Here is a 24,396-nt window from a genome sequence, read left to right as displayed (position 1 = left end):
GCTTGTGCGCCGCCCCGGTGCCGGCCCTGCCGCCGGGCCCGGCCCGCCGAGCAGCGCCTCCTCCATGGCTCAGCCGCACGGAGCAGTACACCCAATGAAGAGACGTCACTTTTCGACCTTCGCAGCCGCCGGGCTGCTGACTGGCGGCAGCGCCTTCGCCCGCAGGAAGCCCTCGCCGGCCCCGGCGCCCACGCCCGCACCGACTCCCGCGCCGGCCCCGGCCCCGGCACCGACACCGGCTCCGACGCCCGCCCCGGCACCGACTCCTACGCCGGCCCCCACGCCCGCACCCACCCCGGCGCCGGCCCCGGCGCCCGTGAACGGCGTCGCCTATCCCTTCGGCGCGCGCCTGGCGGCATACGTGGCGGGCACCCGGCCCAACCAGAGCACGTCCACCATGGACGCCGCGCTCAAGCGCCACTACGACGCCTGGAAGGCTGCGAACGTCATTTCCGCGTCCTCGGTGGTCACCGGCGGCTATGCCGTGCGCTTCTCCGACTCGAACTACATGGCCGTGTCCGAGGGCATGGGCTACGGCATGCTGCTCACGGTGCTGTTCGCCGGCCACGACCCGCAGGCGCGCACGCTGTTCGACGGCATGCTGGCCGTGGTGCGGACCCGCTATGCCTACGGCAACGCGACCTACGACCCCAACGGCCGGTACCTGATGGACTGGCGCCTGCACGCCAACGGCACCTCCGCCGGCGATGGCTGGAACGCGATGGACGGCGATTTGGACATCGCGATGGCCTTGCTGATGGCCGACAAGCAGTGGGGTTCGACCGGCAAGTGGAACTACCTGCAGGAAGGCCGCAACACCATTGCCGCGCTGAAGTCGATCAACATGAAGCCGGACGGCACGACCAAGGGCCTTTCCACGGCCAACGTGAGCCGCACCTCCGACTACATGATCGGCCACTTCCGCGCCTTCCAACAGGCCACCGGGGACGCGTTCTGGAACACCGCGATCAACCGCGCCTACCAGCTGGCCGACCGCATGCAGACGGTGTATTCGCCCAACGCCGGCCTGATGCCCGACTTCGTCGTGGCCACCGACACCGCCACGCCCTACCCCTCGCCCGGCTACATGGGCGACGGCAACGCCAACGAGGACAAGTACTGGTGGAACGCCTGCCGCAACCCGTGGCGCTTCGCCTCCGACTACCTGCTGTCGGGCGACACGCGCTGGAAGACGGTGACGGCGCGCCTGGTCAACTTCTTCCGCAACCAGGTGAACGCGGCCGGCGGCGACATCTACTCGATCGGCACCGGCTACACCCTGGCCGGCGCCAAGGTCACCGGCGGCAACAGCGGCGCCTACCACGGCCCACTGTGCGCCGGCGCCTGCATCGACGCGCAGTACCAGGGCTTCCTCGATTCGCTGTGGAACTGGAACGTCACCCACCTGACCACCGGCTACTACGACTGCGAGCTGCAGCTGCTGAGCCTGGTCGTGGCCTCCGGCAACTGGTGGTCGCCCGTCAACGTCGGTAGCGGGCAGGCGCCTGCGCCTTCGCCGGCTCCTGCACCTTCGCCGGCTCCTGCACCCGCACCTGCACCGGGCTGTGTGCCCTATCCCAACTGGGACCCGAACTTGCGCTATGTGGGCGGCGAGAAGGTGACGAGGCTGGGCAACTACTACATTGCCAAGGTGGTGGGCCCGTCTGTGTGGAATGTGAATTCGCCCCCCGAGTGGACGCCCAGCTACTGGGGATCCACGACCTGCCCCTGACCGGGTACGGTCAGCATCACGGCGACGGCCGACGGCGAACAACGCCATGGGCGTGGTGGACCAGCTTGCGCTGACCCAGATCGGCTGACCTTCAGCCAGGAAGCCCGCGCAGTCGCGCGGGCTCCTGCCGGGCTCCTGCAAGTCGAGCCGCTGTCCTACTGGGACAGCGGCTCACTTGCATTTCAATGCTCTTTGCTCTGCTCAACATCGCCCAGGAGTACGCCATGTCAGCAACGCAGAGGCCGCAGCAAAGCGACGACCAGGACGATAAGTTCATGGACGGCCAGGAGCCGCACATACCGGATGAAGATGGCCCCCACGATGTGCCGGACGACAAGGTGATCGAGAAGACCCTGCCCAGTTCGCCATCGCCGGAACGGACACGCTCCACCTGAGGCTGCGGCGAGGCTGCCGCGGTCCTTCGTATGCCTTGCGCCGCAGCGCGGACGGACCATACTTGCAGGTCGATTGAAGGAGTCCTGTGATGTGCTTGAGGATTCGTCAAGAGCAAACTGATTCGCAGGCCAGCGGCACGACGTTGCCGCAGCCCGGCACCGATCGCTTGCGTCCGCGCCTGGCCGGCGCCGTGGCGGTCGCACTGGTCGCGGGTCTGGCCGCGGCCGCTTTCGTGACCCCGCCGCCGGTCCGGCAGGCACCGGCCGTGCAGCAGAGCGCCACGGCAACCGGTGCACCGGCCGCGCCGTACGTCGAGAAGGCTTCCATCGCTGCGGGCACGCAGGAGCAGGCGGCTGCAGCGACACCGTCCGTGATCGAGCAGTTCACGCTGTCCGGCGACGACGGGGTGCCGACCAACACGGATCTCGCCCGGACCGCATCCGGCGGCTGCGCGCACGAACTCTGAGCGAAGTCTGAAGGCGAGCCGCGCGCTTGTTGCGTGCGGCGTTTTTGCGTGCGGCGCAGGCCACTCGCCAGCCGGCGGGCGTGATCAGTGCGGCGCCGCGATTTCGCGCAGCTCCGGCGGGGCCTGCTCCAACTTTTCGCCGCCCCCTTCCCCTGGGTCACGCGATCCGATCGCCTCGGTCCAGATGGCCACCTCCTCGCGCGTCATGTTGCTGGCGGGCGTGAGCCGGCCATCGAGGTAGCCGAGCTGCTCCACGTCGTGCAGGTACTGCTCGCGCGACAGCAGCGTGCCGTTGCACACGCGCGCATCGACCACGGGGGTCTCGCGGGTTTCATGCGCGAGCCGCGCAGCCAGTTCCTCCATCACCCAGCGCGGCACCCGCTGGCGCTCGCCCGGATAGACATAGCCGAACAGCGTCAGGTGCGCCAGCAGCACGCGCCAGTGACGCCCGCAGCGCTGCAGCAGCCCGGCCCAATCGAGCTTCTCCGCATTCGCCTGCAGCAGGTGGACGATGTCGGCGCCGTCGAAGCGCTCCCGCTCCATGATGAAGGCCTTGGACAGCAGCGAGTCTTCCGGATTCGCCAGGCTGACCGGGATACCCAGCACCTCCGTCTGCGTGTTGTTCTGGAACCAGCTCTCGTCCACCGGCATGACGCCGTTGCCGGAATTGAAGATCAGGTCGATGAAGTCCTCGCCCGCGTAAACCTTCGCCAGCCAGTGCGGGTAGACGAGCTCGGCGCGCCAGCCGTGCGAGCGCATCAGGCGCACCACCCGCCGGTAGTCCTTGCGCCGGATGAACAGGTCCAGGTCCTTGGTCGCGCGCCGGATGCCGGTGTAGCACGCATGCGCGAACGCGCCGCCCACCAGGAAGGGGACATGCGCATCCGACAGCGCGCGCAGCGCGCTGCGGTAGAAGCCCGCCGTTTCCGGCAGGATCTCGCCTTCGAGCGAAGGAGCGACGGGGGGGACCTGCATGCGCAGCAGGCTAGCCCGAACGACGGCGTGCGGCACCCGGCGGACACGCTAAGCCGTTGCCCGACGTGGCCTGACCCAGCGTCGGCGGGCTCCTACACGCCGCCACGCGCATGGACGATGCCGAGCGCCCCCTGTGCTGCGGCAACATGCGCGAAACCGTCCCAGCACCGTCCATGGGCAAGTCCGCCAGCGTTGTCCGCTTCGCCGCCGTCGGCGATCTCCACGTCACCAAGGCTTCCGCCGGAAGCCTGCGCGCCGTCTTTGCGCAGGCTTCCGAAGTCGCGGACGCGCTGCTGCTGTGCGGCGACCTCACCGACTACGGCACGGCCGAGGAGGCACAGGTGCTGGCCGACGAACTCGCCGCGGTGGCGGTGCCGATCGTCGCGGTGCTGGGCAATCACGACTACGAATCCGACCTGCCTCACATCGTGCGCGAGACGCTGGTGCGCGGCGGCGTGCAGGTGCTCGATGGCGAGGCCTGCGAGATCGAGGGCGTGGGGATCGCGGGCGTGAAGGGGTTCGCCGGCGGCTTCGGGCGCGCCTCGCTCGGCTCCTGGGGCGAACCGGCGATCAAGCAGTTCGTGAAGGAGGCGCTGTCGGAGGCGATGAAGCTGGAATCGGCGCTGGCCAAGCTGCGCACGCCACGCCGCATCGCCCTGCTGCACTATTCGCCGATCGCGGGCACCGTCGCCGGCGAGCCGGTCGAGATCTTTGCCTTCCTGGGCAGCAGCCGGCTGGAGGAGCCCTTGATCCGCTATCCGGTGGATGCGGTGTTCCACGGCCACGCGCACCGCGGCACCCTGGAGAGCCGCACCATCAACGGCGTGCCAGTCTTCAACGTGTCCAAGCCCCTGCTGCTGCGCAGCCACCCGGAGCAGCCGCCGTTCCGGCTGTTCGAATTGCCGCGGGATGCGCCGGCGTCCATCGCCGCCGGCGATCCCAGGCTTACTTCAGCGCCTTGAAGCGCACCCGGTGCGGCTTGGCGCCTTCTTCGCCGAGGCGCTTGCGCTTGTCGGCCTCGTATTCCTGGTAGTTGCCGTCGAAGAAGGTCCATTGGCTGTCGCCTTCGGCGGCCAGGATGTGGGTGGCGATGCGGTCCAGGAACCAGCGGTCGTGGCTGATCACCATCACGCAGCCGGCGAACTCGAGCAGCGCGTCTTCCAGTGCGCGCAGGGTTTCCACGTCGAGGTCGTTCGAGGGCTCGTCCAGCAGCAGCACATTGGCGCCCTGCATCAGGGTCTTGGCCAGGTGCAGGCGGCCGCGCTCGCCGCCGGACAGCATGCCGACCTTCTTCTGCTGGTCGCCGCCGTTGAAGTTGAAGCGGCCGCAATAGGCGCGGCTGGGCATCTGGAACTTGCCCACGGTGATGATGTCCAGCCCGCCGGAGACGTCTTCCCACACGGTCTTGTCGTTGCCCAGGGCATCGCGGCTCTGGTCCACGAAGGACAGCTTCACGGTCTTGCCGATCTTCACCGTGCCCGAATCGGGCTGCTCGCGGCCGGCGATCATCTTGAACAGCGTTGACTTGCCGGCGCCGTTCGGGCCGATGATGCCGACGATGGCGCCCGCGGGCACCTTGAAGCTCAGGTTGTCGATCAGCAGGCGGTCACCGAAGCTCTTGGAGACGTTCTCGAACTCAATCACCTCGTTGCCCAGGCGCTCGGCCACCGGGATGAAGATCTCGTTGGTCTCGTTGCGCTTCTGGTAGTCGACGTCGGAGAGTTCCTCGAAGCGGGCCAGGCGCGCCTTGCTCTTGGCCTGGCGGCCCTTGGCGTTCTTGCGCACCCACTCGAGTTCGGCCTTCATGGCCTTGGCATGGGCTTCCTCCCCCTTCTGCTCGGCCTCCAGGCGCGCTTCCTTCTGCTCCAGCCAGGTGGAGTAGTTGCCCTTCCACGGGATGCCGCGGCCGCGGTCCAGTTCCAGGATCCATTCGGCCGCGTTGTCCAGGAAATAGCGGTCGTGGGTGATGCCGACCACCGTCCCGGGGAAGCGCGCCAGGAATTGCTCCAGCCACTCCACCGACTCGGCGTCCAGGTGGTTGGTGGGCTCGTCCAGCAGCAGCATGTCGGGCTTGGACAGCAGCAGGCGGCACAGCGCCACGCGGCGCTTTTCGCCGCCCGACAGGTTCTTGATCACGGCGTCCCACTCCGGCAGGCGCAGCGCGTCGGCCGCGATCTCGAGCTGGTGCTCGTCGCCGCCGCCGGCGGCGGAGATGATCGCCTCCAGCTCCGCCTGCTCGGCGGCCAGCTTGTCGAAGTCCGCATCGGGTTCGGCGTAGGCGGCGTACACCTCTTCCAGGCGCGCTTTGGCTTCGAGCACCTCGCCCATGCCGCCCTCCACCGCCTCGCGCACCGTCTGTTCAGGCTCGAGCTGCGGCTCCTGCGGCAGGTAGCCGATCCGGAGGCCGGGCATCGGCGTGGCTTCGCCCTCGATCTCCGTGTCGATGCCCGCCATGATCTTCAGCAGCGTGGACTTGCCCGAGCCGTTCAGGCCGAGCACGCCGATCTTGGCGCCGGGAAAAAAGGACAGCGAGATGTCCTTGAGGATCTGCCGCTTCGGCGGCACGATCTTGCCGACGCGGTTCATTGTGTAGACGTACTGGGCCATGGCAGCTGGAAACGGGAAAACCTAGGATTATCCCCAAAGGCACAGCGCCTCTCCCCGCCATGCCATGCGGAAGGCAATTAAAAGGGGACTTGCGCCGCTGCCGCGGTCAGTCTTTGGGCTTGTCGAGGCTGTTTTGCAGCGCGGTCTTGGCGACCTGGTCCAGCGCCTCGTCCACCACGTTGCGGTCGGCCACCACCTTGATGCTGCCTTGCGCCTGCAGGCGGTCCATGGTGCGACGCGACATCGAGTGCGCGGTGCCGGCCTGCGAGGTGAACATGAACAGGGTGCCGGCGGGACTGGCCCAGGTGAGCTGGGCGCGGATCCATTCGTCCTTGACCTTGAGCTCGACCCAGGTGCCGGTCCGCATCTCGTGGGCGCGCGCCGGCGCCGGCGGCTCCTCGAGCACGGCCTCGGGGCTGGCCACCTTCTCGGGCGCGAGGTCCTCGCTGTCGAGATAGCCGGAATCCTCCGCCTCCTGCTGGTCCAGCCACAGCTCGTCGGCCGCGGCCATCATGCTGTCGCTGAAGGCCGACTCCTCCGCCTCGGCCGCATTGGCCGCCGCCTGCACGACGGCATCGCGTCCCTCGTTCACCGCCGCCTGATGGATGGTGATGAGGTTGTTGAAGAAGCGCACGGTGAGTTCCGGCGGGTACTCGATGCGGTCCAGGCCCTCGCGCAGGCGGGCCAGCAACTCGGGGATCATGTGCACCAGGCGCTTGGCGCGCCCGCGGGTGGCGGTGGCGCGCTGCACGCTCCAGACCAGGTCTTCCACCAGCGCGCGGTAACCGTAGGGATCGTCCGAGCCGTCGGCGCAGCTCAATTGCGCCTCGGCCACCACCTGGGCCCAGGATTGGCGCAGGAAGTCGCCCACGAACTCCGGCACCTCGAGGTCGCGGATGTGCTCGACGAATTCGGCCGCCAGCTTTTGCGCCAGCAGGTTGCGCTGCTCGGCATGCAGCAGCGCGCGGGCCGCGTCCTCGCGGCGCTGGCGCAGCGATTGGTCGTGGTCGTTCCACTGCCCGTGCAGGTGGTCCATCAGCTCGCCGAAGGTGTCGGCGTCGACCACCTTGCTGTCGAGCCAGCGCACGGCATCTTCCACCGTCGCCATGAAGCGGTGCCAGCCCGGATCGTTCTCCTGCGAGTAGCCGAGGCTGCGCTGGGTGACCTTGTCGAGGAACTGGCGCGCCGGGTGGGTGCGGTCGCTGAAGAAGCGCGAGTCATCCTCGCCGAGCTTGAGCAGGGCCGGCTCGATCAGCTTGAGCTGCAGCTTGAACTGCGGCAACAGGCGCTTGTCGGCCGTGAGGTTCTCGAACATCAGCCGGATCACCTCCGCGCCGAGTTGCGTGCCCAGGCGCGGCGCTTCCGTGGCGGGGGCCTCGGGGCGGGCGGCCAGCATGTCTTCGGGCGCGGGCGGCGGCGGCGCCTTGGGCCGCTTTTCGAGTTTCTGGACCAGCGCATCCACCTGCTTCATTTCCTGCAGCAGGGACATGGACGCGGGCATCGTGTGCTGGAAATCCTTGCGCGCGGTCTTGGCGTCGAAGTCGCCGTGCAGCAGCTTGCGCAGGCGATCCAGCGTCAGCAGCGTCTTGGCGACCGAGTCCACCACCTGCGTGCCGCTGGCGCCGCTGCCCTTCTGGACCCGCCCGCCGATCGGCACGGCCGGCTCGATGCCGGAGGTGCGCAGCCACTCCGCCAGTTCGCGATAGAGCTTGCGCAGGTTGGCCCCCAGCAGGCCGGCCGCCGGGGCGATCAGCAATTCGCGCAGGGCCGACTCGGGCACGTGCGCAGCCAGCGTTGCTTGCAGGGCGCGCACGAAGACATCCGGGCGCAGCGGGTTGAGGCCGGGCTGGATGGTGCGCCAGCCCAGCAGCGTGCTCACCAGCGCATCCAGCATCGGCAGCGTGTCATCCACGGCCACCGAGACTTCCTGCTGCGCGCGCGCGACCTCGATGCTCTGGTCGAGCTCGCTATCCTCGAACAGCCGCAGGTCCTCGAACCGGAGGGCCTCGGCATGGACCAGTTCCTTGCCGCCACCCTGGTACACCAGCCGGGTGAGTTCCGAGCGATAGGTGGCAATCACGTCCTTCGACGAGGCGTGCAGTTTCTGGACCGCGACCTGCAGGCCGGGCTGCTGGAAGCCGGCGATGCGGCGGGCACTGTTGGGCGCGGTCGCCGCGACCAGGCCGCCCAGCATGTCCGTCACCAGGAAGTCGGCCTGCTTCAGCATCGCTTCCAGGCAGTCGTTGAGCGACGGCTGGAATGCGGTGGGGTCGTCGGAAACGCCGAGTCTTAGCTTCAGCAGGTTGGCCATGTAAAAACGGGAAAGCGCCCAAATTATCGTTCCCTGCCGCTGAGCTGCGCCAGCCTCCCCCCACTTCCGGCGGCCTGTTGGTGGGCCAAATACGACAGCCCCAAGCTCTGCAGGGGCGGCTGTGCGACAATGGCGGCTCGCGGACTCCAGTTGCCCGCGAACCCAGCGATGGATGGGCGCTTCCCAACGCGAAGCTGATCCTCATCGCCTTACTCCCCAACCCATCTGCCTTTGACTGGACCGGCGCCGCGGCGCCGACAGGCCGATTCCAGCGCCGGAAATGGCGCGAGTATTGATTTTCCGAATGACTTTTGACGAACTGAAGCTAGCCCCCGCCATCCTCAAAGCCGTGCGCGAGCAGGGCTATGAAACGCCGACGGCGATCCAGGCCCAGGCCATCCCGGCCGTCCTCGAAGGACACGACCTCCTGGGCGGGGCACAGACAGGCACCGGCAAGACCGCGGCCTTCACCCTCCCGATGCTGCACAAGCTGGCGATGAGCCGCAGCGTGTCGAACAAGTTCGGCAGCTATGGCGTGCGCGCCCTGGTGCTGACGCCCACCCGCGAGCTGGCCGCCCAGGTCGAGGAGTCGATCCGCGCCTATGGCAAGTACCTGCAGCTGAGCTCCACGGTGATCTTCGGCGGGGTCGGCATGAACCCGCAGATCGAGCGCATCCGCAAGGGCGTCGACATCCTGGTCGCCACGCCGGGCCGCCTGCTGGACCTGCAGGGCCAGGGCTTCCTGGACCTGTCAACGGTGCAGGTGCTGGTGCTGGACGAGGCCGACCGCATGCTGGATATGGGCTTCATCCACGACGTGAAGAAGGTGCTGGCGCTGCTGCCGAAGGACAAGCAGAGCCTGCTGTTCTCCGCGACCTTCAGCGACGAGATCCGCGATTTGGCCAGCGGCCTGCTGCGCGAGCCCCGGCACATCCAGGTCACGCCGCGCAACACCACGGTGCAGCGCATCACCCAGGTGGTCCATCCGGCCGGCCGCGCCCGGAAAAAGGCCCTGCTGGCGCATGTGATCAAGGAACACGACTGGAGCCAGGTGCTGGTCTTCACGCGCACCAAGTTCGGCGCCAACAACGTCGCCGAATTCCTGAACAAGAACGGCATCACCGCGATGGCGTTGCACGGCAACAAGAGCCAGACCGCGCGCACCCAGGCACTGGCGGGCTTCAAGAGCGGCGACATCCGCGCCCTGGTGGCCACCGACATCGCCGCGCGCGGCATCGACATCGACGAGCTGCCGCACGTCGTGAACTACGAGATCCCCAACGTGCCCGAGGACTACGTGCACCGCATCGGCCGTACCGGCCGGGCCGGCAACGAAGGTGCCGCGGTGAGCTTCGTGTGCCTGGACGAAGAAGGCTTCATGCAGGAGATCGAGCGCTTCACCAAGCAGCGCATCCCGGTGCAGGCGGTCGAGGGCTTCGGCCCCGAGCCGGGCGAGAGGGCCGAGCCGATCGCCATGGGACGCCAGACGCTGTGGGGTGGCGCCGGCAAGCCGCCCAGCCGCGAAGTCATGGCCGCCGCCGCCAAGGCCGCGCGCCAGGAAATGATGCAGCGCATCCGCGACAACAAGGCCCCGCAGGGCGAGCGCAGCCCGAAGAAAGAGCAGCGCACCGATGGGCGCGGCGCCAAGGTCGTCAATGGCCACAGCCAGGCGCCGGGACCGCATCATCCCAAGCCCGCTCACGCCAAGCCCGCCCGTGACGCTCGTGACGCTCGTGACACCCAGCCGCGCAACGGCAACGGCAACGGCCAGCGACACAACGGCAACGGCCGCGTGGACCTGGAGCGCCAGCCCCGCGAAGGCGCGCACCAGAACGCCAGCCCCTTCGTGCAACGCGACGCGAGCGTCAAGCGCGGCAACGACGGCCAACCCGATCCGCTGCGCACCAGCGTCGACGGCATGGGTGGGCGCGGACGCGGCGGGCGTGGCCGCTCCGGCGGCCCGCGCGGCGGCACGGGCAATCCGGCCCGCTCCTTCGGCCGATAGAGGCCGGGGCAAACAAGAAAGAGCCGCGCTGCGGCTCTTTTTTTTGGCTTCTTTCTTGCGCGTCCCCGTGTCAGGATGTTCGGCCGTAGGTCTTGGGCGCGCCCGACACGGCTTCGTCGCGAAGGTTGCGAATCACCTTGCGCAGGGCCAACACCTTCAGGTTCGAGTACAGCGCGGGATGCGTCTGGCGGAACTCGGGCGAGGCCACGAAGGCGGCCGGGTCTTCGAACACCCCGCCGCTCACCGGTTTCAGGTGCTCGGCCGCGATGGCGTCACCGACGAGAAAGGCATTGCCCAGGCCGCCCCAGATCGAAGCGCCTTCACGGTGGATGCCATAGCCGCATTCCCAGTCGAGCTCCCGCAGGCGATGGCGCGCTGCCGCCATGTAGGCCGCGTCGAAGATATAGGTGTCGGTGGCCAGCCATTGGCCGCCCAGCCAGATTTCCACGACCGGCCGGGCGGTGGGCGCGGTTCGCGTGAGCAGTCCGCGCAGCATCTCGCCGGGCAGCGCCATGTGCCGGATGCGCGCGGGGATGTCGACGATACGAAGCAGCGCCAGCAGCAGCCCGACCTTGTCCAGCGCGTCGCCGCAGCCGGCTTCCAGCACCTTGCGCGGACCGCGCAGGCTCAGCTTGAATTGCCGGGTGAATGGCAGGCGCTTGACGTATCCGTAGAGGGCCAGCGCCTTCTCGCGCTCGGACTTCGCCAGCTGTGTGAGTGAGCGGGCGCGCAGGCGGACCTTGGCATCGCCCAAGTCCAGCAGCTCGGTAGGCCCGAGCCAGTGGTCCGGGTCGTCTTCGGCCGTCCGCCCCTGTCGGTTGTCGGCGGACTCATCGGTCGTCATGCGAAACAAAACCTTCTATACGGCAAGCCCCGTCCCGGGGGCTGTAACGTGCGCAGCGCGCTCCTCCCATGGGCACGGCAGGCGACCTTGTCTCAGCCATTGTAGACGGCTGGGGCCAACCCTCGTTACCGCCCGAGGGGGTGGGCGGTAAAGTGGCAGACCGACACTCGTTCGCAGGAAGCACCATGACCGACAAGCTCCGGAAAAAGCCGGGTGAACTCCGCAGCCAGCAATGGTTCGGGCGGCAAGACCGCGACGGCTTCAACTACCGCAGCTGGGTCAAGGGAAAGGGCGTGCCGCACGACCAGTTCGATGGACGGCCGGTCATTGGAATTTGCAATACTTTCAGCGAACTGACGCCGTGCAATTCGCACTTTCGTACGCTTGCCGAGCATGTCAAGACCGGCGTCTACGAAGCCGGCGGCTTCCCGCTGGAGTTCCCGGTGATGTCGCTGGGTGAGACGCTGCTTCGGCCCACGGCCATGCTCTATCGCAACCTGGCGAGCATGGACGTGGAGGAATCGATCCGCGGCAACCCGGTGGACGGCGTGGTGTTGCTCATGGGCTGCGACAAGACCACGCCCTCGCTGGTCATGGGCGCCTCCAGCGTCGACCTGCCGACCATCGGCGTGTCCGGTGGCCCCATGCTCAACGGCAAGTGGCGCGACCAGGAGCTGGGCTCGGGCACCGGCGTGTGGAGCATGAGCGAGCAGGTGCGCGCAGGCACGCTGAAGCTGCAGGACTTCTTCGAAGCCGAAAGCTGCATGCACCGCAGCCACGGGCATTGCATGACCATGGGCACGGCCTCGACCATGGCCAGCATGGTCGAGGCGCTCGGCCTGGGCCTGCCCGGCAACGCGGCGTACCCGGCGGTGGACGGGCGGCGCAACATCATCGCGCGGATGGCGGGCCGGCGTGTCGTCGACATGGTTCACGAGGACCAGAAGCTCTCGACGATCCTCACCCGGCAGGCCTTCGAGAACGCCATCAGGACCCTCGCGGCGATCGGCGGCTCCACCAATGCCGTCATCCACCTGATCGCAATGGCCGGGCGCCTGGGTGTGCCGCTTTCCATCGACGACTTCGAACGCCTGGGCAGCGAACTGCCCTGCCTGGTGAACCTGCAGCCCTCGGGCAAGCACCTGATGGAAGACTTCTGCTACGCGGGCGGCCTGCCCGTGGTGATGAAGGAGATCGCGCAGTACCTGCACCTGGACGCCGTCACGGCCAACGGCAAGACCATCGGCGAGAACATCGAGTCGGCCAAGAACTGGAACACCGACGTGATCAAGCCGCTGGCCACCCCGTTCAAGGAGAAGGCCGGCATCGCCGTGCTGCGCGGCAACCTGGCGCCGCGCGGCGCCGTCATCAAGCCCTCGGCCGCCACGCCGGCGTTGATGAAGCATCGCGGACGCGCCGTCGTCTTCGAAAACATCGAAGAGTTCCACACCCTCATCAATGACGAGTCGCTCGACATCGACGAGAGCTGCGTGATGGTGCTGAAGAATTGCGGCCCCAAGGGCTATCCCGGCATGGCCGAGGTCGGCAACATGCCTCTGCCGCCGAAAGTCCTGCGCAAGGGCATCACGGACATGGTGCGCATCAGCGACGCGCGCATGAGCGGCACCGCCTACGGAACGGTGGTGCTGCACACGGCGCCCGAAGCCGCGGCGGGCGGTCCGCTCGCGATCGTGCAAACGGGCGACTACATCGAGTTGGACGTCGAACAGCGCCGCCTGCACCTGGACATCAGCGACGAGGAATTGGCCGCTCGCCTGAAGCAGTGGCAAGCGCCGCAGCCGCCGCTGGCGAGCGGCTACTGGAAGCTATACGTGGACCACGTCCTGCAGGCCGACCAGGGGGCCGACTTCGACTTCCTCGTCGGCAGCCGGGGCGCCTTCGTGCCGCGGCCGGACGAGCCCGAACCCGTGGAGGGCCCGGGCGGCCCGCGCGGATCGTTCGTGCCGCGCGACAACCACTGAGCCGGCGCGAGGCCCGATGCCGCACAGCTTCGACATCGCCGCGCTCGGCGAAGCGATGCTCGAGTTCAACCAGACCCGGCCCGGCGAGCCGCAATACCTGCAGGGTTTCGGCGGCGACACCAGCAATGCGGTGATCGCGGCGGCGCGCGCCGGGGCGCGCACCTGCTACCTCACCCGGCTGGGCGCCGACTGGTTCGGCGACGAGCTGATGGCCCTGTGGCGGCGCGAAGGCGTCGATGCCGGCGGCGTCGAGCGCGACCGCCAGGCGCATACCGGCATCTATTTCGTCACGCACGGCGAAGGCGGCCATGCCTTCAGCTACCTGCGCGCCGGCTCCGCCGCCAGCCGCATGACGCCTGAGTGGCTGCCGCGCGAGCGGGTGCAACAGTCGAGGATCCTGCACGTCTCGGGCATCTCGCTGGCGATCTCGGACAGCGCGCGCGAGACGGTGCTCGAGGCGATGCGGGTGGCGCGCGAAGCCGGAACGCTGGTGGCCTTCGATTCCAACCTGCGCCTGAAGCTCTGGCCGCTGGAGGTCGCGCGGCAGACGATCGCCCAGGCCGCGTCCCTGTGCGACTACTTCCTGCCGAGCGTGGAGGATGCTGCCGCCCTGAGCGGCATGCACGCGCCAGCAGCGATCCTGGACTGGGCGCATGCGCTGGGCGCCCCGCAGGTCGTGCTGAAGCTCGGAGCCGAAGGCGCGCTGGCCAGCGACGGCCGGCGGCGCGAACGCATCGCCGGCGTCCCGGTGCGCGCGATCGATGCCACCGGCGCGGGCGATTGCTATTGCGGCAACCTGCTGGCGCGCATCGCCCGGGGTGAGGACCTCTTCGCCGCCGCGCGCTATGCGAACGCCGCCGCGGCCCTGGCGGTGCAGGGCTTCGGCGCGGTCGCGCCCCTGCCCTACCCGCGCGAGGTGGAGGCGCTGCTGTGAGGCCGCTGGTCGCGGTCGACTGGGGCACGACCTTCCTGCGGGTGGCCCGCCTGGACGCCGCCGGCTCGGCCCGGGAAGAACGCGAGCTGCCGCGCGGCATCCTCAGCGTCGAGCCCGGCGGCTTCGCCGCGGTGTTCCAGGAAGCCTGCGGCGACTGGATGCAGGCGCCGGGCGCGCTGGCGCTGATCTGCGGCATGGCGGGCAGCCGGCAGGGCTGGATGGAAGCCCCCTACGCAGCCTGTCCGGCAGGCCTGTCCGACGTGGCGAACCAGCTCACCTGGGTCGAGCCGGACCGCATCGCGATCGTGCCCGGCCTGATGTGCACGGGTCCGGTCGCACCCGATGTGATGCGCGGCGAGGAAACGCAGACCTTCGGTGCGCTGCAACTGCTGGAACGCGAGGACGCCGTGGTCGTGCTGCCGGGCACGCACAGCAAGTGGGTGCGCGCGCGGCGCGGGCGCGTGGAGTCCTTCGCCACCTTCATGACCGGGGAGTTCTTTTCCCTGCTGCGCCGGCATTCGATCCTGGCGCGGACCCTGGACGAGGACGACGGTGAATTGGATGACGGGGCGCTGCGGCGCGGTGTGGATGCCGCCATGACCAGCGGCAATCTGTTGCACGCGGCCTTCAGCGCGCGCACGCTGGCACTGGTCGGGCAGCTGACGCCGCAGGCCGGCAGCAGCTACCTGTCGGGCCTGCTGATCGGCGAAGAACTGCGCTCCCGCCATCTCGATCCTGCCAAGCCCGCGCTGGTCCTGACGGGTTCGCCGGCGCTCGTGCGGCGCTACGGCGTGGCGCTGGCCCACCTGGGCATCGCCTTCGAGGCCCTGGGACAGGAATCAGCCTGGCAGGGCCTGGCCGCCATCGCGCGGTGTCTGCAGGAGCGAACGTGAGCGCAGGCAATCTCAATTCGGCCATGGCGGCCCTGCCGCTGATCGCCATCCTGCGCGGCGTGCAGCCACACGAGGCCGTGGCCATCGGCCAGGCCCTGAACGACGCCGGCTGGCACATGTTCGAGGTTCCCCTGAATTCGCCGCAGCCGCTGCAAAGCATCGCTTTGCTGCACAAGGCCTTCCCGCACCTGCTGGTGGGCGCCGGCACCGTGCTGCGGCCCGAGCAGGTGCAGGAGGTGCACCAGGCCGGCGGGCGCCTCATCGTCGCGCCCGAATTCAACGCGGCCGTGGTGCGCGCGGCGCTCGACCTGGGCATGGTGTGCCTGCCCGGCGTGGCCACGCCCACCGAAGCCTTCGCCGCGCTGGAGGCCGGCGCCACCGGCCTGAAGCTCTTTCCCGCCGAGATGATCCCGCCCGCTGCGGTCAAGGCCCTGCGGGCGGTGCTGCCACCAGGCACGGCGCTGCTGCCCGTCGGCGGCATCGACGCCTCGAACATCGCCGCCTATGTGGCGGCGGGGGCCAGCGGCTTCGGCGTCGGCTCGTCACTGTACAAACCCGGCATGGCGGCCGACGAGGTGCGCCGCAATGCGCTGGCGCTCAAGGATGCGTGCACGGGCACCATGCGCGCATGAGCCGCACGGCCGCCCGAAGGCTCATAGCACCGCAGCCCGCAGGGCGGAGGTTTATCTAATGAACGGCGCTACCCCTACCCCTTCCTCTATCTCCTTCGGCCTGCAAGGGCGCGTGTGCCTGGTCACGGGCGGCTCGCAGGGCATTGGCGAAGCCTGCGCCCGGCGGCTCGCCCGCGAGGGCGCGCCGGTCGTGATCGCCGACGTCGACGACGCGCGCGGACAGGCGCTCGCCAAGGAACTTGGTGCGCGCTATGTGCACTGCGACGTGGGCGACAAGGCGCAGGTCGACGCCGCTGTCGACGCGGCCATCCAGGCCCATGGCCGCCTCGACGTGCTGGTAAACAATGCCGGCATCTTCAAGGCTGCGGATTTCCTGGACGTGACCGAGGCCGACTTCGACGCGGTGCTGCGCGTCAACCTCAAGGGCGCCTTCCTCATGGGCCAGGCGGCGGCGCGCGAGATGGCCAAGGCCGGCCGCGGCGCGATCGTCAACATGAGCTCGGTCAACGGCACGCTGGCCATTCCCAACATCGCCAGCTACAACGTCAGCAAGGGCGGTATCAACCAGCTCACGCGCGTGATGGCGCTGGCGCTGGCGGACAAGGGCATCCGCGTGAACGCGGTCGCGCCCGGCACGATCGCCACCGAGCTCGCCGCCAAGGCGGTGCTGACCAGCGAGGACGCCCGAAAGCGCATCCTGAGCCGCACGCCGATGAAGCGGCTGGGCGAGCCGGCCGAGATCGCCGACACTGTCGCCTATCTGGCGAGCGACGCTGCGAGCTACATCACCGGCGAGATCGTGGTGGTGGACGGCGGCCGCATGACGCTGAACTACACCGTGCCGGTGTAGGGCCTGTGAACAGGCCCTAGGCGTTACTGCCCGCTCGGCACCTGCAAGCCGAGCAAAGCTGCCAGTTCGGCCGTGGGCAGCGAGCCCTCGCGCTTCACCAGGGCACCGGTCTGCGCATGCTTGCCGACGATGGTCGGGATGGAGGCGAAGCCGTACTTGTTGAACAGCTCGGTGTTCTTCTTCACCAGCGCGCGCTGGGCCGAGATGTCGCCGCTGGCCTCGATGCCGCCCTTCTTGTTGGCCAGGAAGACCACTTCGTGTTCCTCCATCGCCGCCGCGGGGTCCTTGGCGGCCAGGATCGCGGCGCCCTGCGTCTCGCTGGTGTCATTGAGCAGGCGCACCGGCATCCAGACGAACTTGGCCTGGCCCTTCAGCGGCTTGGCCGCATTCCACAGTGCGCCGCAATGCGGGCATTGGGCATCGAAGAACACATACACGGTGCGCACGCTCATCTGCGAGCCGACGGTGAAGCCACTCCCCTCGGCCTGGATCGTCTCGATGGAAACGGCTTCGGTAGCCTGCGCCTTCGCCGGAGCGCCGGCGCTGGAACTTTCCTGCTTGCCGCAACCGGCGAGCGCGGCGGCAATGAGGAGCGCGGACAGAATCTGGAGCTTTTTCATGAGTTCGGGTGATCTGGCAAGGGCCCAACGATACCAAACCCGAAAGACCCTCAGGTAGCGCAGACCTCGGCGCTGGACGGGTCTCCCGGCACGCCGCGCAGGTTCTTTGCCTGCGCGACTTCCATGTCACGCGGCAGCGTGACGCCGTTCTTTACCGCGATGATCTCGGCCATGATGCTCACCGCGATCTCCGGGGGCGTCTTGCTGCCCACGTAGATGCCGATCGGCCCGCGCAGCCGCGCCAGTTCCGCATCGGTCAGCTCGAAATGCTCGCGCATGCGCTCGTGGCGCGAGGCGTTGTTGCGGCGGCTGCCGATGGCGCCGACATAGAAGGCGTCGGTGCGCAGCGCTTCCAGCAGCGCCAGATCGTCGAGCTTGGGGTCGTGGGTGAGCGCCACCACGCAACTGCGGCGGTCGGCGCGGAAGGCGGTGACCACGTCGTCGGGCATGTCCGGCGTCAGCTTCACCCCGGGCACGCTCCAGGCGCCGCGGTATTCCTCGCGCGGGTCGCACACCGTGACCGCGAAGCCGCAGAACAGCGCCATGGTCGCGAGGTACTCGGTGAGCTGGCCGGCGCCGATCAGCAGCATGCGATATTCCGGGCCGAAGGTGTTGGCCAGGCGCGCCTCGTCGAGTTCCAGTTCCTCGGGCGCGCCGGCTTCCTCCAGCCTGACCTGGCCGTCGGCCAGCCGCACCACGCGCCGCATCAGCCGCCCGGCCTCGAGCGCGGTAACGAGCTCGGCCAGGATCGCGGGGTCGGGGTCGTACTCCAGCAGCAGCTCCAGCGTGCCGCCACAGGGCAGGCCGAAGCGATGCGCCTCGTCGGCGGTGACGCCGTACTTGACGAAGGAGGGTGGCCCGACCGGGATCTCGTGCCCGGCACCGGACTTGCCGGCGTAGGCGGGCGTGAAGCGATGGATCAGGTCGTCCTCGATGCAGCCGCCCGACACCGAGCCCACGACGCTGCCGTCCTCGCACAGCGCCATGATCGAGCCGGTGGGCCGCGGCGAAGAGCCCCAGGTGCGCACCACGGTTGCCAGCAAGGCGCGCTTGCCGGCGGCGCGCCAGTCGCGCAGCGCGCGCAAGACGGTGACGTCCAGGTTTTCCATTTCGTCTCCCTACATGTCTCTATGGGCAGCGGGATTAGCGCATCATGCTCCAGACGATGGCGACCAGCACCAGCGCCCCGACGATCCACACCCACGTCGGGATCGCCATCTTGGCCACTGCCGCTTCGTGCACCTCGGGAATCCCTGCGGCTGCTTCGTCCGGCTCCGCCCCAGCCGCGACCGGATGGCGGCGCTGCATCTCTGCGTCGAAGCGCTTGAAGAAATCCTCGGCCATGGAGCGGGCCACGCCATCGATCAGGCGCTGGCCGACCTGGGCGATCTTGCCGCCGACCTGCGCATTCACGGTGTAGTTGAGATCGCAGCCGGAGCCCTGGGGCGCGAGCTTGACCTGGGCACTGCCGCGGCCGAAGCCCGCCACCCCGCCCTGGCCGTCGAAGCTGATGGTGTAGCTGTTCGGCGGATCCAGGTCCGACAGCGCGATCTTGCCGGTGAAGCGCGAGGCGACCGGCCCCACCTTCACCTGCATGCCGACGGTGTACTGGCCCGGCCCGGTCGCTTCGACCTTGTCGCAGCCGGGGATGCACAGCTTGAGAACCTCGGGATCGTTGAGCGCGTCCCAGGCCTGTTGCTGCGTGACTGCGAGCGTGCGGCTGCCTTGCATGTCCATGGTCGTCTCCTAGCGTGCCTTCATCACGGCCGCGAGTTGCGCTGCCAGGTCTTCCAGCTTTTCCAGGTTGTGTACCGCCACCATCCGGTCCGCGAAACGGTGCAGCACGGCCGCACCCGTCGCCAGTGGAGCGTAGCCCTCATAGCGAAGCAAGGGGTTGAGCCACATCAGCTTTCGGCAGTGTCGCTTGAGCCAGCCCAGTTCCTCGGCCAGGGCGCCGCCGTCGCCGGTATCGAGTCCGTCGCTGATCAGCAGCACCAGGGTGCGCCCGCCCACCAGCCGGCGGGCATGCCGCGCGCGCAACTGCGCCAGCGATTCGCCCAGCCGCGTGCCACCCGCGAAATCGTCGATCGCCGCGGCAGCCGCCAACAGCATCGCGTCGGTGTCGGCCTGCCGGAAGACGGGCGTGAGATCGGTCAGGTGCGTGCCGAAGGCGAACACGTCGCGCCGCCGCGCGCCGCGCGTGGCCGCATGCAGGAAAGCGAGCAACAGCCGCGCATAACGCTCCATCGAACCCGACACGTCGACCAGCACCAGCAAGGGAAGCTCCTGGGGCCGGCGCGCACGCCGCTGCAGCACTGCGAGCTCGCCGCCGGTGCGCGTGGCGCGGCGTATCGTACGCGCCCAATGCGGCTGCGCGCCGCGCTCGCCGGCGCGGGTGCGACGCGACGCGACCTGCGGCACCCGCAGCGGCACCTCGCGCGCCAGCCGTTCCACCAGCGCGTATTCCTGCGCGCTGAGCGCGTTGAAATCAGCATGGCGCAGACGCATCGCCTCGCTCGCCGTCATGGCGGCGTCGAGCTCCACCTTCTGCTCGTTGCGATCCGGCGCAGCCGCAGCCTGGCTGCCCGGCGACAGCGCCTGCGCCACGCGCGGACGGCGCGTCGGCGCCGCCTTGCCGTCGTGGGAAGGCAGCATCTGCGCCAGCAGCTTGTTGGCGATCTCCGGATCGCGAAAGAACGCATCGAACAGCTCGCGGAACACGCCGCGGTCCTGCTCGCGGCCGACCATCACGCACTCCAGCGCCGAGCCGAAATCGATCTTGCGCTCCACGCCCACCATCTGCGCCGCCTCCTGTGCCAGCGCGATGCGCGAGCTGTCCACCGGGACGCCGGCGCGGCGCAGCGCGCGGCCGAAGGCGGTGATGTTGTCCGCGAGCTTGCCCGTACGGGCATCGCCCAGCGGCGTGTTCATTCGATGACCTCCGCCCTCCGGGCTGCGGTGCTGCGAGCCTTCGGAGCGGCCGTGCGGGTCACTGGATAACCTCCGCCCCGCGGGCTGCGGTGCTATGAGCCTTCGGAGCGGCCGTGCGGCTCATGCCGCCTCCTCCTCAGGCTTGAGCAGCTCGGCCGCCAGCTGCGGCGTGAGCGCGGCCACGTCGTCGCGCTGCTTGAACAGGATGCCGGCCGTGCCCGAGACCACCTCGGGGTCGAGCGCCAGCGTGTCCAGCGCCACCAGCGCGCGCGCCCACTCGACGCTCTCGGCGATGCCGGGCGCGCGCTGGAACGCATTCGCAAAGGGTTGGCTGCGCAGCCGTTGCACGAACTGCGCGACCTGCCGCGCCAGCGCTTCGCCGGCCTGCGGCACGCGGGAGCGCACGATCGCCAGTTCGCGCTCACGGTCCGGGTAGTCGAGCCAGTGGTACAGGCAGCGCCGCTTGACCGCGTCGTTGAGCTCACGCGTGCGGTTGCTGGTGAGGATGGTGACCGGCAGCGCCTTGGCACGCACGGTGCCGATCTCCGGGATGCTCACCTGGTACTCGCCCAGGTATTCCAGCAGGAAGGCCTCGAAGGGCTCGTCGGCGCGGTCGATCTCGTCGATCAGCAGCACCGCACCGGGCTCCGGCGTCTGCAGCGCCTGCAGCAGGGGCCTGCGGATCAGGTAGCGCTCCTGGTAGACCTCGCGCTCCATCTGGTCGGCAGCTTCCTTGCCTTCGACCGCGCGCATGTGCAGCAACTGGGCCGCGTAGTTCCATTCATACAGCGCCTCGCGCTGCTCCAACCCGTCGTAACACTGCAGGCGAAGCAGCTCGCGCTGCAAGGCCGTCGCCAGCGACTTGGCGAGTTCGGTCTTGCCCACGCCCGGCTCGCCTTCGAGCAGCAAGGGGCGCTGCAGCTTGAGCGCGAGGAAGACGGCGGTGGCGAGGCGCCGGTCGGCGAAGTAGCCGGCGCCGGCCAGCGCCTGCTGGAGGTGATCTATCGAATCGAGCACGACTCCAAGACTACCCCAATGCCTTGGCGACTGCTCGCTGCGTCATCACGCTGATGAGGTTGGCCCGGTAAGCCGCGCTGGCGTGGATGTCGGTCGCAAGGTCGCCGGCGTCGATCTTCACCGACGCGGCCGACTGGGGCGTGAAGTCCTTGGACAGCGCCGCTTCCAGGCCGGAATGACGGAACACCCCGTTGCCGCCGCCGGTCACGGCCACGCGCACACCGCCATCCGTCTGCGCGACGAACACACCGATGAGGGCGAAGCGCGAGGCCGGCTGGCGGAACTTCATGTAGGCCGCCCGTTTGGCCTGCGGAAAGCTCACGGCCGTGATCAGCTCGCCATCCTTGAGCGCGGTGGCGAACAGGCCCTGGAAGAAGTCGTCGGCTGCGATCTTGCGCTGCGTGGTCTGCACCGTGGCGTTCAGGCCCAGCACCGCCGCCGGGTAGCAGGCGGCCGGGTCGTTGTTGGCCAGCGAGCCGCCAATGGTGCCCAGCGCCCGCACCTGCCGGTCGCCGATGCCCGCCGCCAGGTCGGCCAGCGCCGGGATGGCGGACTTCACGTCGGCACTTGAGGCGACGTCGGCATGACGCGCCATGGCGCCGACCACGACCGCGTTGCCGTCGCGCTTGATGGTCGCAAGCTCGGCAATGCCGCCCAGGTCGACCAGCTGCTCCGGATTGGTCAGCCGCAGCTTCATCGACGCCAGCAGCGTCTGCCCGCCGGCCAGCGGGCGGGCGCCGGCATTGCCGGCCAGCTTCGTCGCATCGGCGAGCGAGGAAGGACGTTCGAAGGTGAATGCATACATGAGTCGTCTCCTTCCTTCAGGCCTTTTGCTGCTGGATCGCTTCCCACACGCGCGCCGGTGAGGCGGGCATGTCCAGCTCCTTCACGCCCAGCGACGCCAGCGCATCCAGCACCGCGTTGATCACCGCCGGCGGCGAGCCGATTGCGCCGGCCTCGCCGCAGCCCTTGGTGCCCAGCGGGTTGTGGGTGCAGGGCGTGCAGACGGTGTCGAGCTTGAAGGTCGGGAAGTCGTCGGCGCGCGGCATGGCGTAGTCCATGAACGAGCCGGTGAGCAGCTGGCCGGTTTCCTTGTCGTACACGCAGTTCTCCAGCAGCGCCTGGCCGATGCCCTGCACCAGGCCGCCGTGCACCTGCCCCTCGACGATCATCGGGTTGATGATGGTGCCGAAGTCGTCCACCGCGGTGAAGCGGTCGATCTTCACCGTGCCGGTCGCCGGATCGACGTCCACCTCGCAGATGTAGGTGCCGGCCGGGAAGGTGAAGTTGGTCGGGTCGTAGAACGCGGTTTCGTTCAGGCCCGGCTCCAGCTTGTCCAGCGGGTAGTTGTGCGGTACGTAGGCGGTGAGCGCCACCTGACCGAACGGCACCTTCTTGTCGGTGCCCTTCACCTTGAACTCGCCGCCGGCGAACTCGATGTCGGCCTCAGCCGCTTCCATCAGGTGTGCCGCGATCTTCTTGGCCTTGGTCTCGATCTTGTCGAGCGCCCGCATGATGGCCGCACCGCCGACGCTGATCGAGCGCGAGCCGTAGGTGCCCATGCCGAAGGGCACCCGTCCGGTGTCGCCGTGCACCACCGACACGTTCTCGATCGGGATGCCCAGGCGCGCCGCGACCACCTGCGCGAAGGTGGTCTCGTGGCCCTGCCCGTGGCTGTGCGAGCCGGTGAACACCGTCACGCTGCCGGTCGGGTGCACGCGGATCTCGCCGCACTCGAACAGGCCGGCCCGGGCGCCCAGGGCGCCGGCGATGTTGGACGGCGCGATGCCGCAGGCCTCGATGTAGCTGCTGTAGCCCATGCCGCGCTTCAGGCCCTTGGCCTCGCTGGCCTTGCGGCGCGCATCGAAACCGGCCACGTCGGCCAGCTGCTGCGCCTTGTTCATCGTGGTCACATAGTCACCGGTGTCGTACTGCAGCGCCACCGGCGTCTGGTACGGGAAGCTGGTGATGAAGTTGCGCTTGCGGATCTCGTCCTGGCCGATCCCCAGGTCCCAGGCACAGCGGCTGACCAGGCGCTCCAGCATGTAGGTCGCCTCGGGCCGGCCCGCGCCGCGGTAGGCGTCGACCGGCGCGGTGTTGGTGAACCAGGCGTCCACCTCCACATAGATCTGCGGCGTGGTGTACTGCCCCGCCAGCAGCGTGGCGTACAGGATGGTCGGCACGCAGGTCGAGAAGGTCGACAGGTAAGCACCCAGGTTGGCGTCGGTGTGCACGCGCAGCCCCAGGAACTTGCCGTTGGCGTCCATCGCCATCTCGGCGGTGGTGACATGGTCGCGGCCGTGCGCATCCGACATGAAGGACTCGCTGCGGTCGGCCGTCCACTTGACGGCGCAGTTGAGCTGCCTGGCGGCCCAGGTCACCGCCACGTCCTCGGCGTACAGGAAGATCTTCGAGCCGAAGCCGCCGCCGACGTCCGGCGCGATCACGCGCACCTTGTGCTCGGGCAGGCCCAGCACGAAGGCCGTCATCAGCAGGCGCTCGACGTGCGGGTTCTGGTTGGCCACGTAGAGCGTGTACTCGTCGCTCGCGCGGTTGTAGGCGCCGATGGCCGAGCGCGGCTCGATGGCGTTGGGCACCAGCCGGTTGTTGGTCAGCGAGACTTTGGTGATGTGCGCCGCCTTGGCGAACACGCCGTCGACCAAGCCCTTGTCGCCGATCGCCCACTTGTAGCAGTGGTTGTCGGGCGCGGCATCGTGCAGCGCCGTGCCCTTGGCGGCGTCGCGCACGTCGACCACCGCAGGCAAGGCGTCGTAGTCGACCTCGACCGCCTCGGCCGCGTTGCGCGCCTGCTCCAGCGTGTCGGCCACCACCATCGCCACGTGGTCGCCGACGTAGCGCACCTTGCCCAGCGCCAGCACCGGATGCGGCGGCTCCTTCATCGGCTGGCCGTCGGTGGAGGTGATGAGCCAGCCGCAGGGCAAGCCGTTGACCTTGCCTTCCATGTCCTTGCCGGTGAACACCTTGGCGACGCCGGGCATGGCCTCTGCCTTCGAGACATCGATGCCCCGGATCGTCGCGTGCGCATGCGGCGAACGCACGAACACGGCGTAGCGCTGGTTCGCCAGGCTGACATCGTCGGTGTACTGGCCGGCGCCGGTGATGAAGCGCAGGTCCTCGACGCGGCGCACGGCCTCGCCGATGTGGGGAAGCTTGGAAAAGTCGGATGCACCCATGTCGGCC

General features: G+C 68.8%; 21 protein-coding genes. 10 read left to right on the top strand and 11 right to left on the bottom strand.

Features of this window, described 5'->3' with window-relative positions; all coding sequences use genetic code 11:
* Positions 1 to 94 precede the first annotated feature (94 nt).
* From UC35_RS17525 to UC35_RS17515, 3 genes are all read left to right on the top strand, one after another.
* Entirely contained in the window at positions 95 to 1,732 is a 1,638-nt protein-coding gene (locus UC35_RS17525) for a glycosyl hydrolase family 8 (RefSeq protein WP_145979520.1), read from the top strand.
* Positions 1,733 to 1,917: 185 nt separating this feature from the next.
* Positions 1,918 to 2,127 (top strand): hypothetical protein, encoded by a 210-nt coding sequence (locus UC35_RS17520; RefSeq protein ID WP_061501943.1) that lies wholly within the window; start codon positions 1,918 to 1,920, stop codon positions 2,125 to 2,127.
* Positions 2,128 to 2,222: 95 nt separating this feature from the next.
* Positions 2,223 to 2,594 carry a hypothetical protein gene (locus UC35_RS17515; RefSeq protein ID WP_145979519.1) on the top strand — a complete coding sequence of 124 codons (372 nt, stop codon included), beginning with the start codon at positions 2,223 to 2,225 and terminating at the stop codon, positions 2,592 to 2,594.
* A gap of 84 nt (positions 2,595 to 2,678) precedes the next feature.
* Here UC35_RS17515 and UC35_RS17510 read toward each other — a convergent pair whose 3' ends face one another.
* On the bottom strand, positions 2,679 to 3,569 hold the full coding sequence (locus UC35_RS17510) for a nucleotidyltransferase (protein ID WP_082793351.1): 891 nt from the start codon (positions 3,567 to 3,569) through the stop codon (positions 2,679 to 2,681).
* Between the two features lie 110 nt (positions 3,570 to 3,679).
* On the opposite strand from UC35_RS17510, the gene UC35_RS17505 reads away from it, so the two are divergent.
* Positions 3,680 to 4,531 (top strand): metallophosphoesterase family protein, encoded by an 852-nt coding sequence (locus UC35_RS17505; protein ID WP_227820361.1) that lies wholly within the window; start codon positions 3,680 to 3,682, stop codon positions 4,529 to 4,531.
* Here the strand turns inward: UC35_RS17505 and ettA are convergent.
* On the bottom strand, positions 4,515 to 6,176 hold the full coding sequence (ettA, locus tag UC35_RS17500) for an energy-dependent translational throttle protein EttA (protein ID WP_061501937.1): 1,662 nt from the start codon (positions 6,174 to 6,176) through the stop codon (positions 4,515 to 4,517). The two genes, UC35_RS17505 and ettA, sit on opposite strands and share 17 nt — an antisense overlap.
* Positions 6,177 to 6,282: 106 nt before the next feature.
* Positions 6,283 to 8,487 (bottom strand): DUF1631 family protein, encoded by a 2,205-nt coding sequence (locus UC35_RS17495; protein ID WP_061501935.1) that lies wholly within the window; start codon positions 8,485 to 8,487, stop codon positions 6,283 to 6,285.
* A 304-nt stretch (positions 8,488 to 8,791) separates the two neighbouring features.
* Here UC35_RS17495 and UC35_RS17490 point away from each other — a divergent pair, with 304 nt between their 5' ends.
* Positions 8,792 to 10,492, top strand: coding sequence for a DEAD/DEAH box helicase (locus tag UC35_RS17490; RefSeq protein ID WP_061501933.1), 1,701 nt, complete (start codon positions 8,792 to 8,794; stop codon positions 10,490 to 10,492).
* Between the two features lie 70 nt (positions 10,493 to 10,562).
* Here UC35_RS17490 and UC35_RS17485 read toward each other — a convergent pair whose 3' ends face one another.
* Positions 10,563 to 11,336 carry a transglutaminase-like domain-containing protein gene (locus tag UC35_RS17485; RefSeq protein ID WP_061501931.1) on the bottom strand — a complete coding sequence of 258 codons (774 nt, stop codon included), beginning with the start codon at positions 11,334 to 11,336 and terminating at the stop codon, positions 10,563 to 10,565.
* 185 nt (positions 11,337 to 11,521) lie between these two features.
* On the opposite strand from UC35_RS17485, the gene UC35_RS17480 reads away from it, so the two are divergent.
* The 5 genes from UC35_RS17480 to UC35_RS17460 are packed head-to-tail and all read left to right on the top strand — an operon-like array spanning position 11,522 to position 16,627.
* Complete coding sequence (locus UC35_RS17480) at positions 11,522 to 13,318, top strand: IlvD/Edd family dehydratase (protein ID WP_082793350.1); 1,797 nt, start codon at positions 11,522 to 11,524, stop codon at positions 13,316 to 13,318.
* Positions 13,319 to 13,334: 16 nt separating this feature from the next.
* Positions 13,335 to 14,252 carry a sugar kinase gene (locus UC35_RS17475; protein ID WP_061501929.1) on the top strand — a complete coding sequence of 306 codons (918 nt, stop codon included), beginning with the start codon at positions 13,335 to 13,337 and terminating at the stop codon, positions 14,250 to 14,252.
* Entirely contained in the window at positions 14,249 to 15,145 is an 897-nt protein-coding gene (locus UC35_RS17470) for a 2-dehydro-3-deoxygalactonokinase (protein WP_061501927.1), read from the top strand. Before UC35_RS17475 ends, UC35_RS17470 begins: the two co-directional genes overlap by 4 nt.
* Before the next feature lie 23 nt (positions 15,146 to 15,168).
* The gene (locus tag UC35_RS17465; RefSeq protein WP_061501925.1) at positions 15,169 to 15,777 is read left to right on the top strand and encodes a 2-dehydro-3-deoxy-6-phosphogalactonate aldolase; all 609 of its coding nucleotides are present in this window, start codon (positions 15,169 to 15,171) and stop codon (positions 15,775 to 15,777) included.
* Positions 15,778 to 15,835: 58 nt separating this feature from the next.
* A complete protein-coding gene (locus UC35_RS17460) occupies positions 15,836 to 16,627 on the top strand; it encodes an SDR family NAD(P)-dependent oxidoreductase (protein ID WP_061501923.1) in 792 nt (263 codons plus the stop codon).
* A gap of 23 nt (positions 16,628 to 16,650) precedes the next feature.
* Here UC35_RS17460 and UC35_RS17455 read toward each other — a convergent pair whose 3' ends face one another.
* From UC35_RS17455 to UC35_RS17425, 7 genes are all read right to left on the bottom strand, one after another.
* Positions 16,651 to 17,247 (bottom strand): thioredoxin fold domain-containing protein, encoded by a 597-nt coding sequence (locus UC35_RS17455; RefSeq protein ID WP_061501918.1) that lies wholly within the window; start codon positions 17,245 to 17,247, stop codon positions 16,651 to 16,653.
* Positions 17,248 to 17,297: 50 nt separating this feature from the next.
* A complete protein-coding gene (locus UC35_RS17450; RefSeq protein WP_061501914.1) occupies positions 17,298 to 18,356 on the bottom strand; it encodes an XdhC family protein in 1,059 nt (352 codons plus the stop codon).
* Positions 18,357 to 18,390: 34 nt separating this feature from the next.
* Positions 18,391 to 18,984: a CoxG family protein gene (locus UC35_RS17445; protein ID WP_082793349.1), complete on the bottom strand. Its 594-nt coding sequence runs from the start codon at positions 18,982 to 18,984 to the stop codon at positions 18,391 to 18,393.
* 9 nt (positions 18,985 to 18,993) lie between these two features.
* Positions 18,994 to 20,178: a vWA domain-containing protein gene (locus tag UC35_RS17440; protein ID WP_061501912.1), complete on the bottom strand. Its 1,185-nt coding sequence runs from the start codon at positions 20,176 to 20,178 to the stop codon at positions 18,994 to 18,996.
* Positions 20,179 to 20,298: 120 nt separating this feature from the next.
* Positions 20,299 to 21,195, bottom strand: a complete 897-nt coding sequence (locus tag UC35_RS17435) for an AAA family ATPase (protein ID WP_061501910.1) — start codon at positions 21,193 to 21,195, stop codon at positions 20,299 to 20,301.
* A gap of 10 nt (positions 21,196 to 21,205) precedes the next feature.
* Positions 21,206 to 22,000 carry an FAD binding domain-containing protein gene (locus UC35_RS17430; protein ID WP_061501907.1) on the bottom strand — a complete coding sequence of 265 codons (795 nt, stop codon included), beginning with the start codon at positions 21,998 to 22,000 and terminating at the stop codon, positions 21,206 to 21,208.
* Between the two features lie 16 nt (positions 22,001 to 22,016).
* The gene (locus UC35_RS17425) at positions 22,017 to 24,389 is read right to left on the bottom strand and encodes a xanthine dehydrogenase family protein molybdopterin-binding subunit (protein ID WP_061501906.1); all 2,373 of its coding nucleotides are present in this window, start codon (positions 24,387 to 24,389) and stop codon (positions 22,017 to 22,019) included.
* Positions 24,390 to 24,396 lie beyond the last annotated feature (7 nt).

This window comes from Ramlibacter tataouinensis (genome assembly GCF_001580455.1).
Taxonomy (GTDB): domain Bacteria; phylum Pseudomonadota; class Gammaproteobacteria; order Burkholderiales; family Burkholderiaceae_C; genus Ramlibacter; species Ramlibacter tataouinensis_B.
The sequence above is the reverse complement of the archived record's forward strand: the minus strand, read 5'-3'. Positions and strand labels throughout refer to the sequence as shown.

Excerpts from the sequence above, each read along its gene's own strand:
- ettA (WP_061501937.1), bottom strand. The coding sequence starts at position 6,176 with ATGGCCCAGTACGTCTACACAATGAACCGCGTCGGCAAGATCGTGCCG.
- UC35_RS17480 (WP_082793350.1), top strand. The coding sequence starts at position 11,522 with ATGACCGACAAGCTCCGGAAAAAGCCGGGTGAACTCCGCAGCCAGCAA.
- UC35_RS17455 (WP_061501918.1), bottom strand. The coding sequence starts at position 17,247 with ATGAAAAAGCTCCAGATTCTGTCCGCGCTCCTCATTGCCGCCGCGCTC.
- UC35_RS17495 (WP_061501935.1), bottom strand. The coding sequence starts at position 8,487 with ATGGCCAACCTGCTGAAGCTAAGACTCGGCGTTTCCGACGACCCCACC.
- UC35_RS17460 (WP_061501923.1), top strand. The coding sequence starts at position 15,836 with ATGAACGGCGCTACCCCTACCCCTTCCTCTATCTCCTTCGGCCTGCAA.
- UC35_RS17465 (WP_061501925.1), top strand. The coding sequence starts at position 15,169 with ATGGCGGCCCTGCCGCTGATCGCCATCCTGCGCGGCGTGCAGCCACAC.
- UC35_RS17485 (WP_061501931.1), bottom strand. The coding sequence starts at position 11,336 with ATGACGACCGATGAGTCCGCCGACAACCGACAGGGGCGGACGGCCGAA.
- UC35_RS17510 (WP_082793351.1), bottom strand. The coding sequence starts at position 3,569 with ATGCAGGTCCCCCCCGTCGCTCCTTCGCTCGAAGGCGAGATCCTGCCG.
- UC35_RS17475 (WP_061501929.1), top strand. The coding sequence starts at position 13,335 with ATGCCGCACAGCTTCGACATCGCCGCGCTCGGCGAAGCGATGCTCGAG.
- UC35_RS17525 (WP_145979520.1), top strand. The coding sequence starts at position 95 with ATGAAGAGACGTCACTTTTCGACCTTCGCAGCCGCCGGGCTGCTGACT.
- UC35_RS17520 (WP_061501943.1), top strand. The coding sequence starts at position 1,918 with ATGCTCTTTGCTCTGCTCAACATCGCCCAGGAGTACGCCATGTCAGCA.
- UC35_RS17440 (WP_061501912.1), bottom strand. The coding sequence starts at position 20,178 with ATGAACACGCCGCTGGGCGATGCCCGTACGGGCAAGCTCGCGGACAAC.
- UC35_RS17450 (WP_061501914.1), bottom strand. The coding sequence starts at position 18,356 with ATGGAAAACCTGGACGTCACCGTCTTGCGCGCGCTGCGCGACTGGCGC.
- UC35_RS17425 (WP_061501906.1), bottom strand. The coding sequence starts at position 24,389 with ATGGGTGCATCCGACTTTTCCAAGCTTCCCCACATCGGCGAGGCCGTG.
- UC35_RS17505 (WP_227820361.1), top strand. The coding sequence starts at position 3,680 with ATGGACGATGCCGAGCGCCCCCTGTGCTGCGGCAACATGCGCGAAACC.
- UC35_RS17430 (WP_061501907.1), bottom strand. The coding sequence starts at position 22,000 with ATGTATGCATTCACCTTCGAACGTCCTTCCTCGCTCGCCGATGCGACG.
- UC35_RS17445 (WP_082793349.1), bottom strand. The coding sequence starts at position 18,984 with ATGGACATGCAAGGCAGCCGCACGCTCGCAGTCACGCAGCAACAGGCC.
- UC35_RS17490 (WP_061501933.1), top strand. The coding sequence starts at position 8,792 with ATGACTTTTGACGAACTGAAGCTAGCCCCCGCCATCCTCAAAGCCGTG.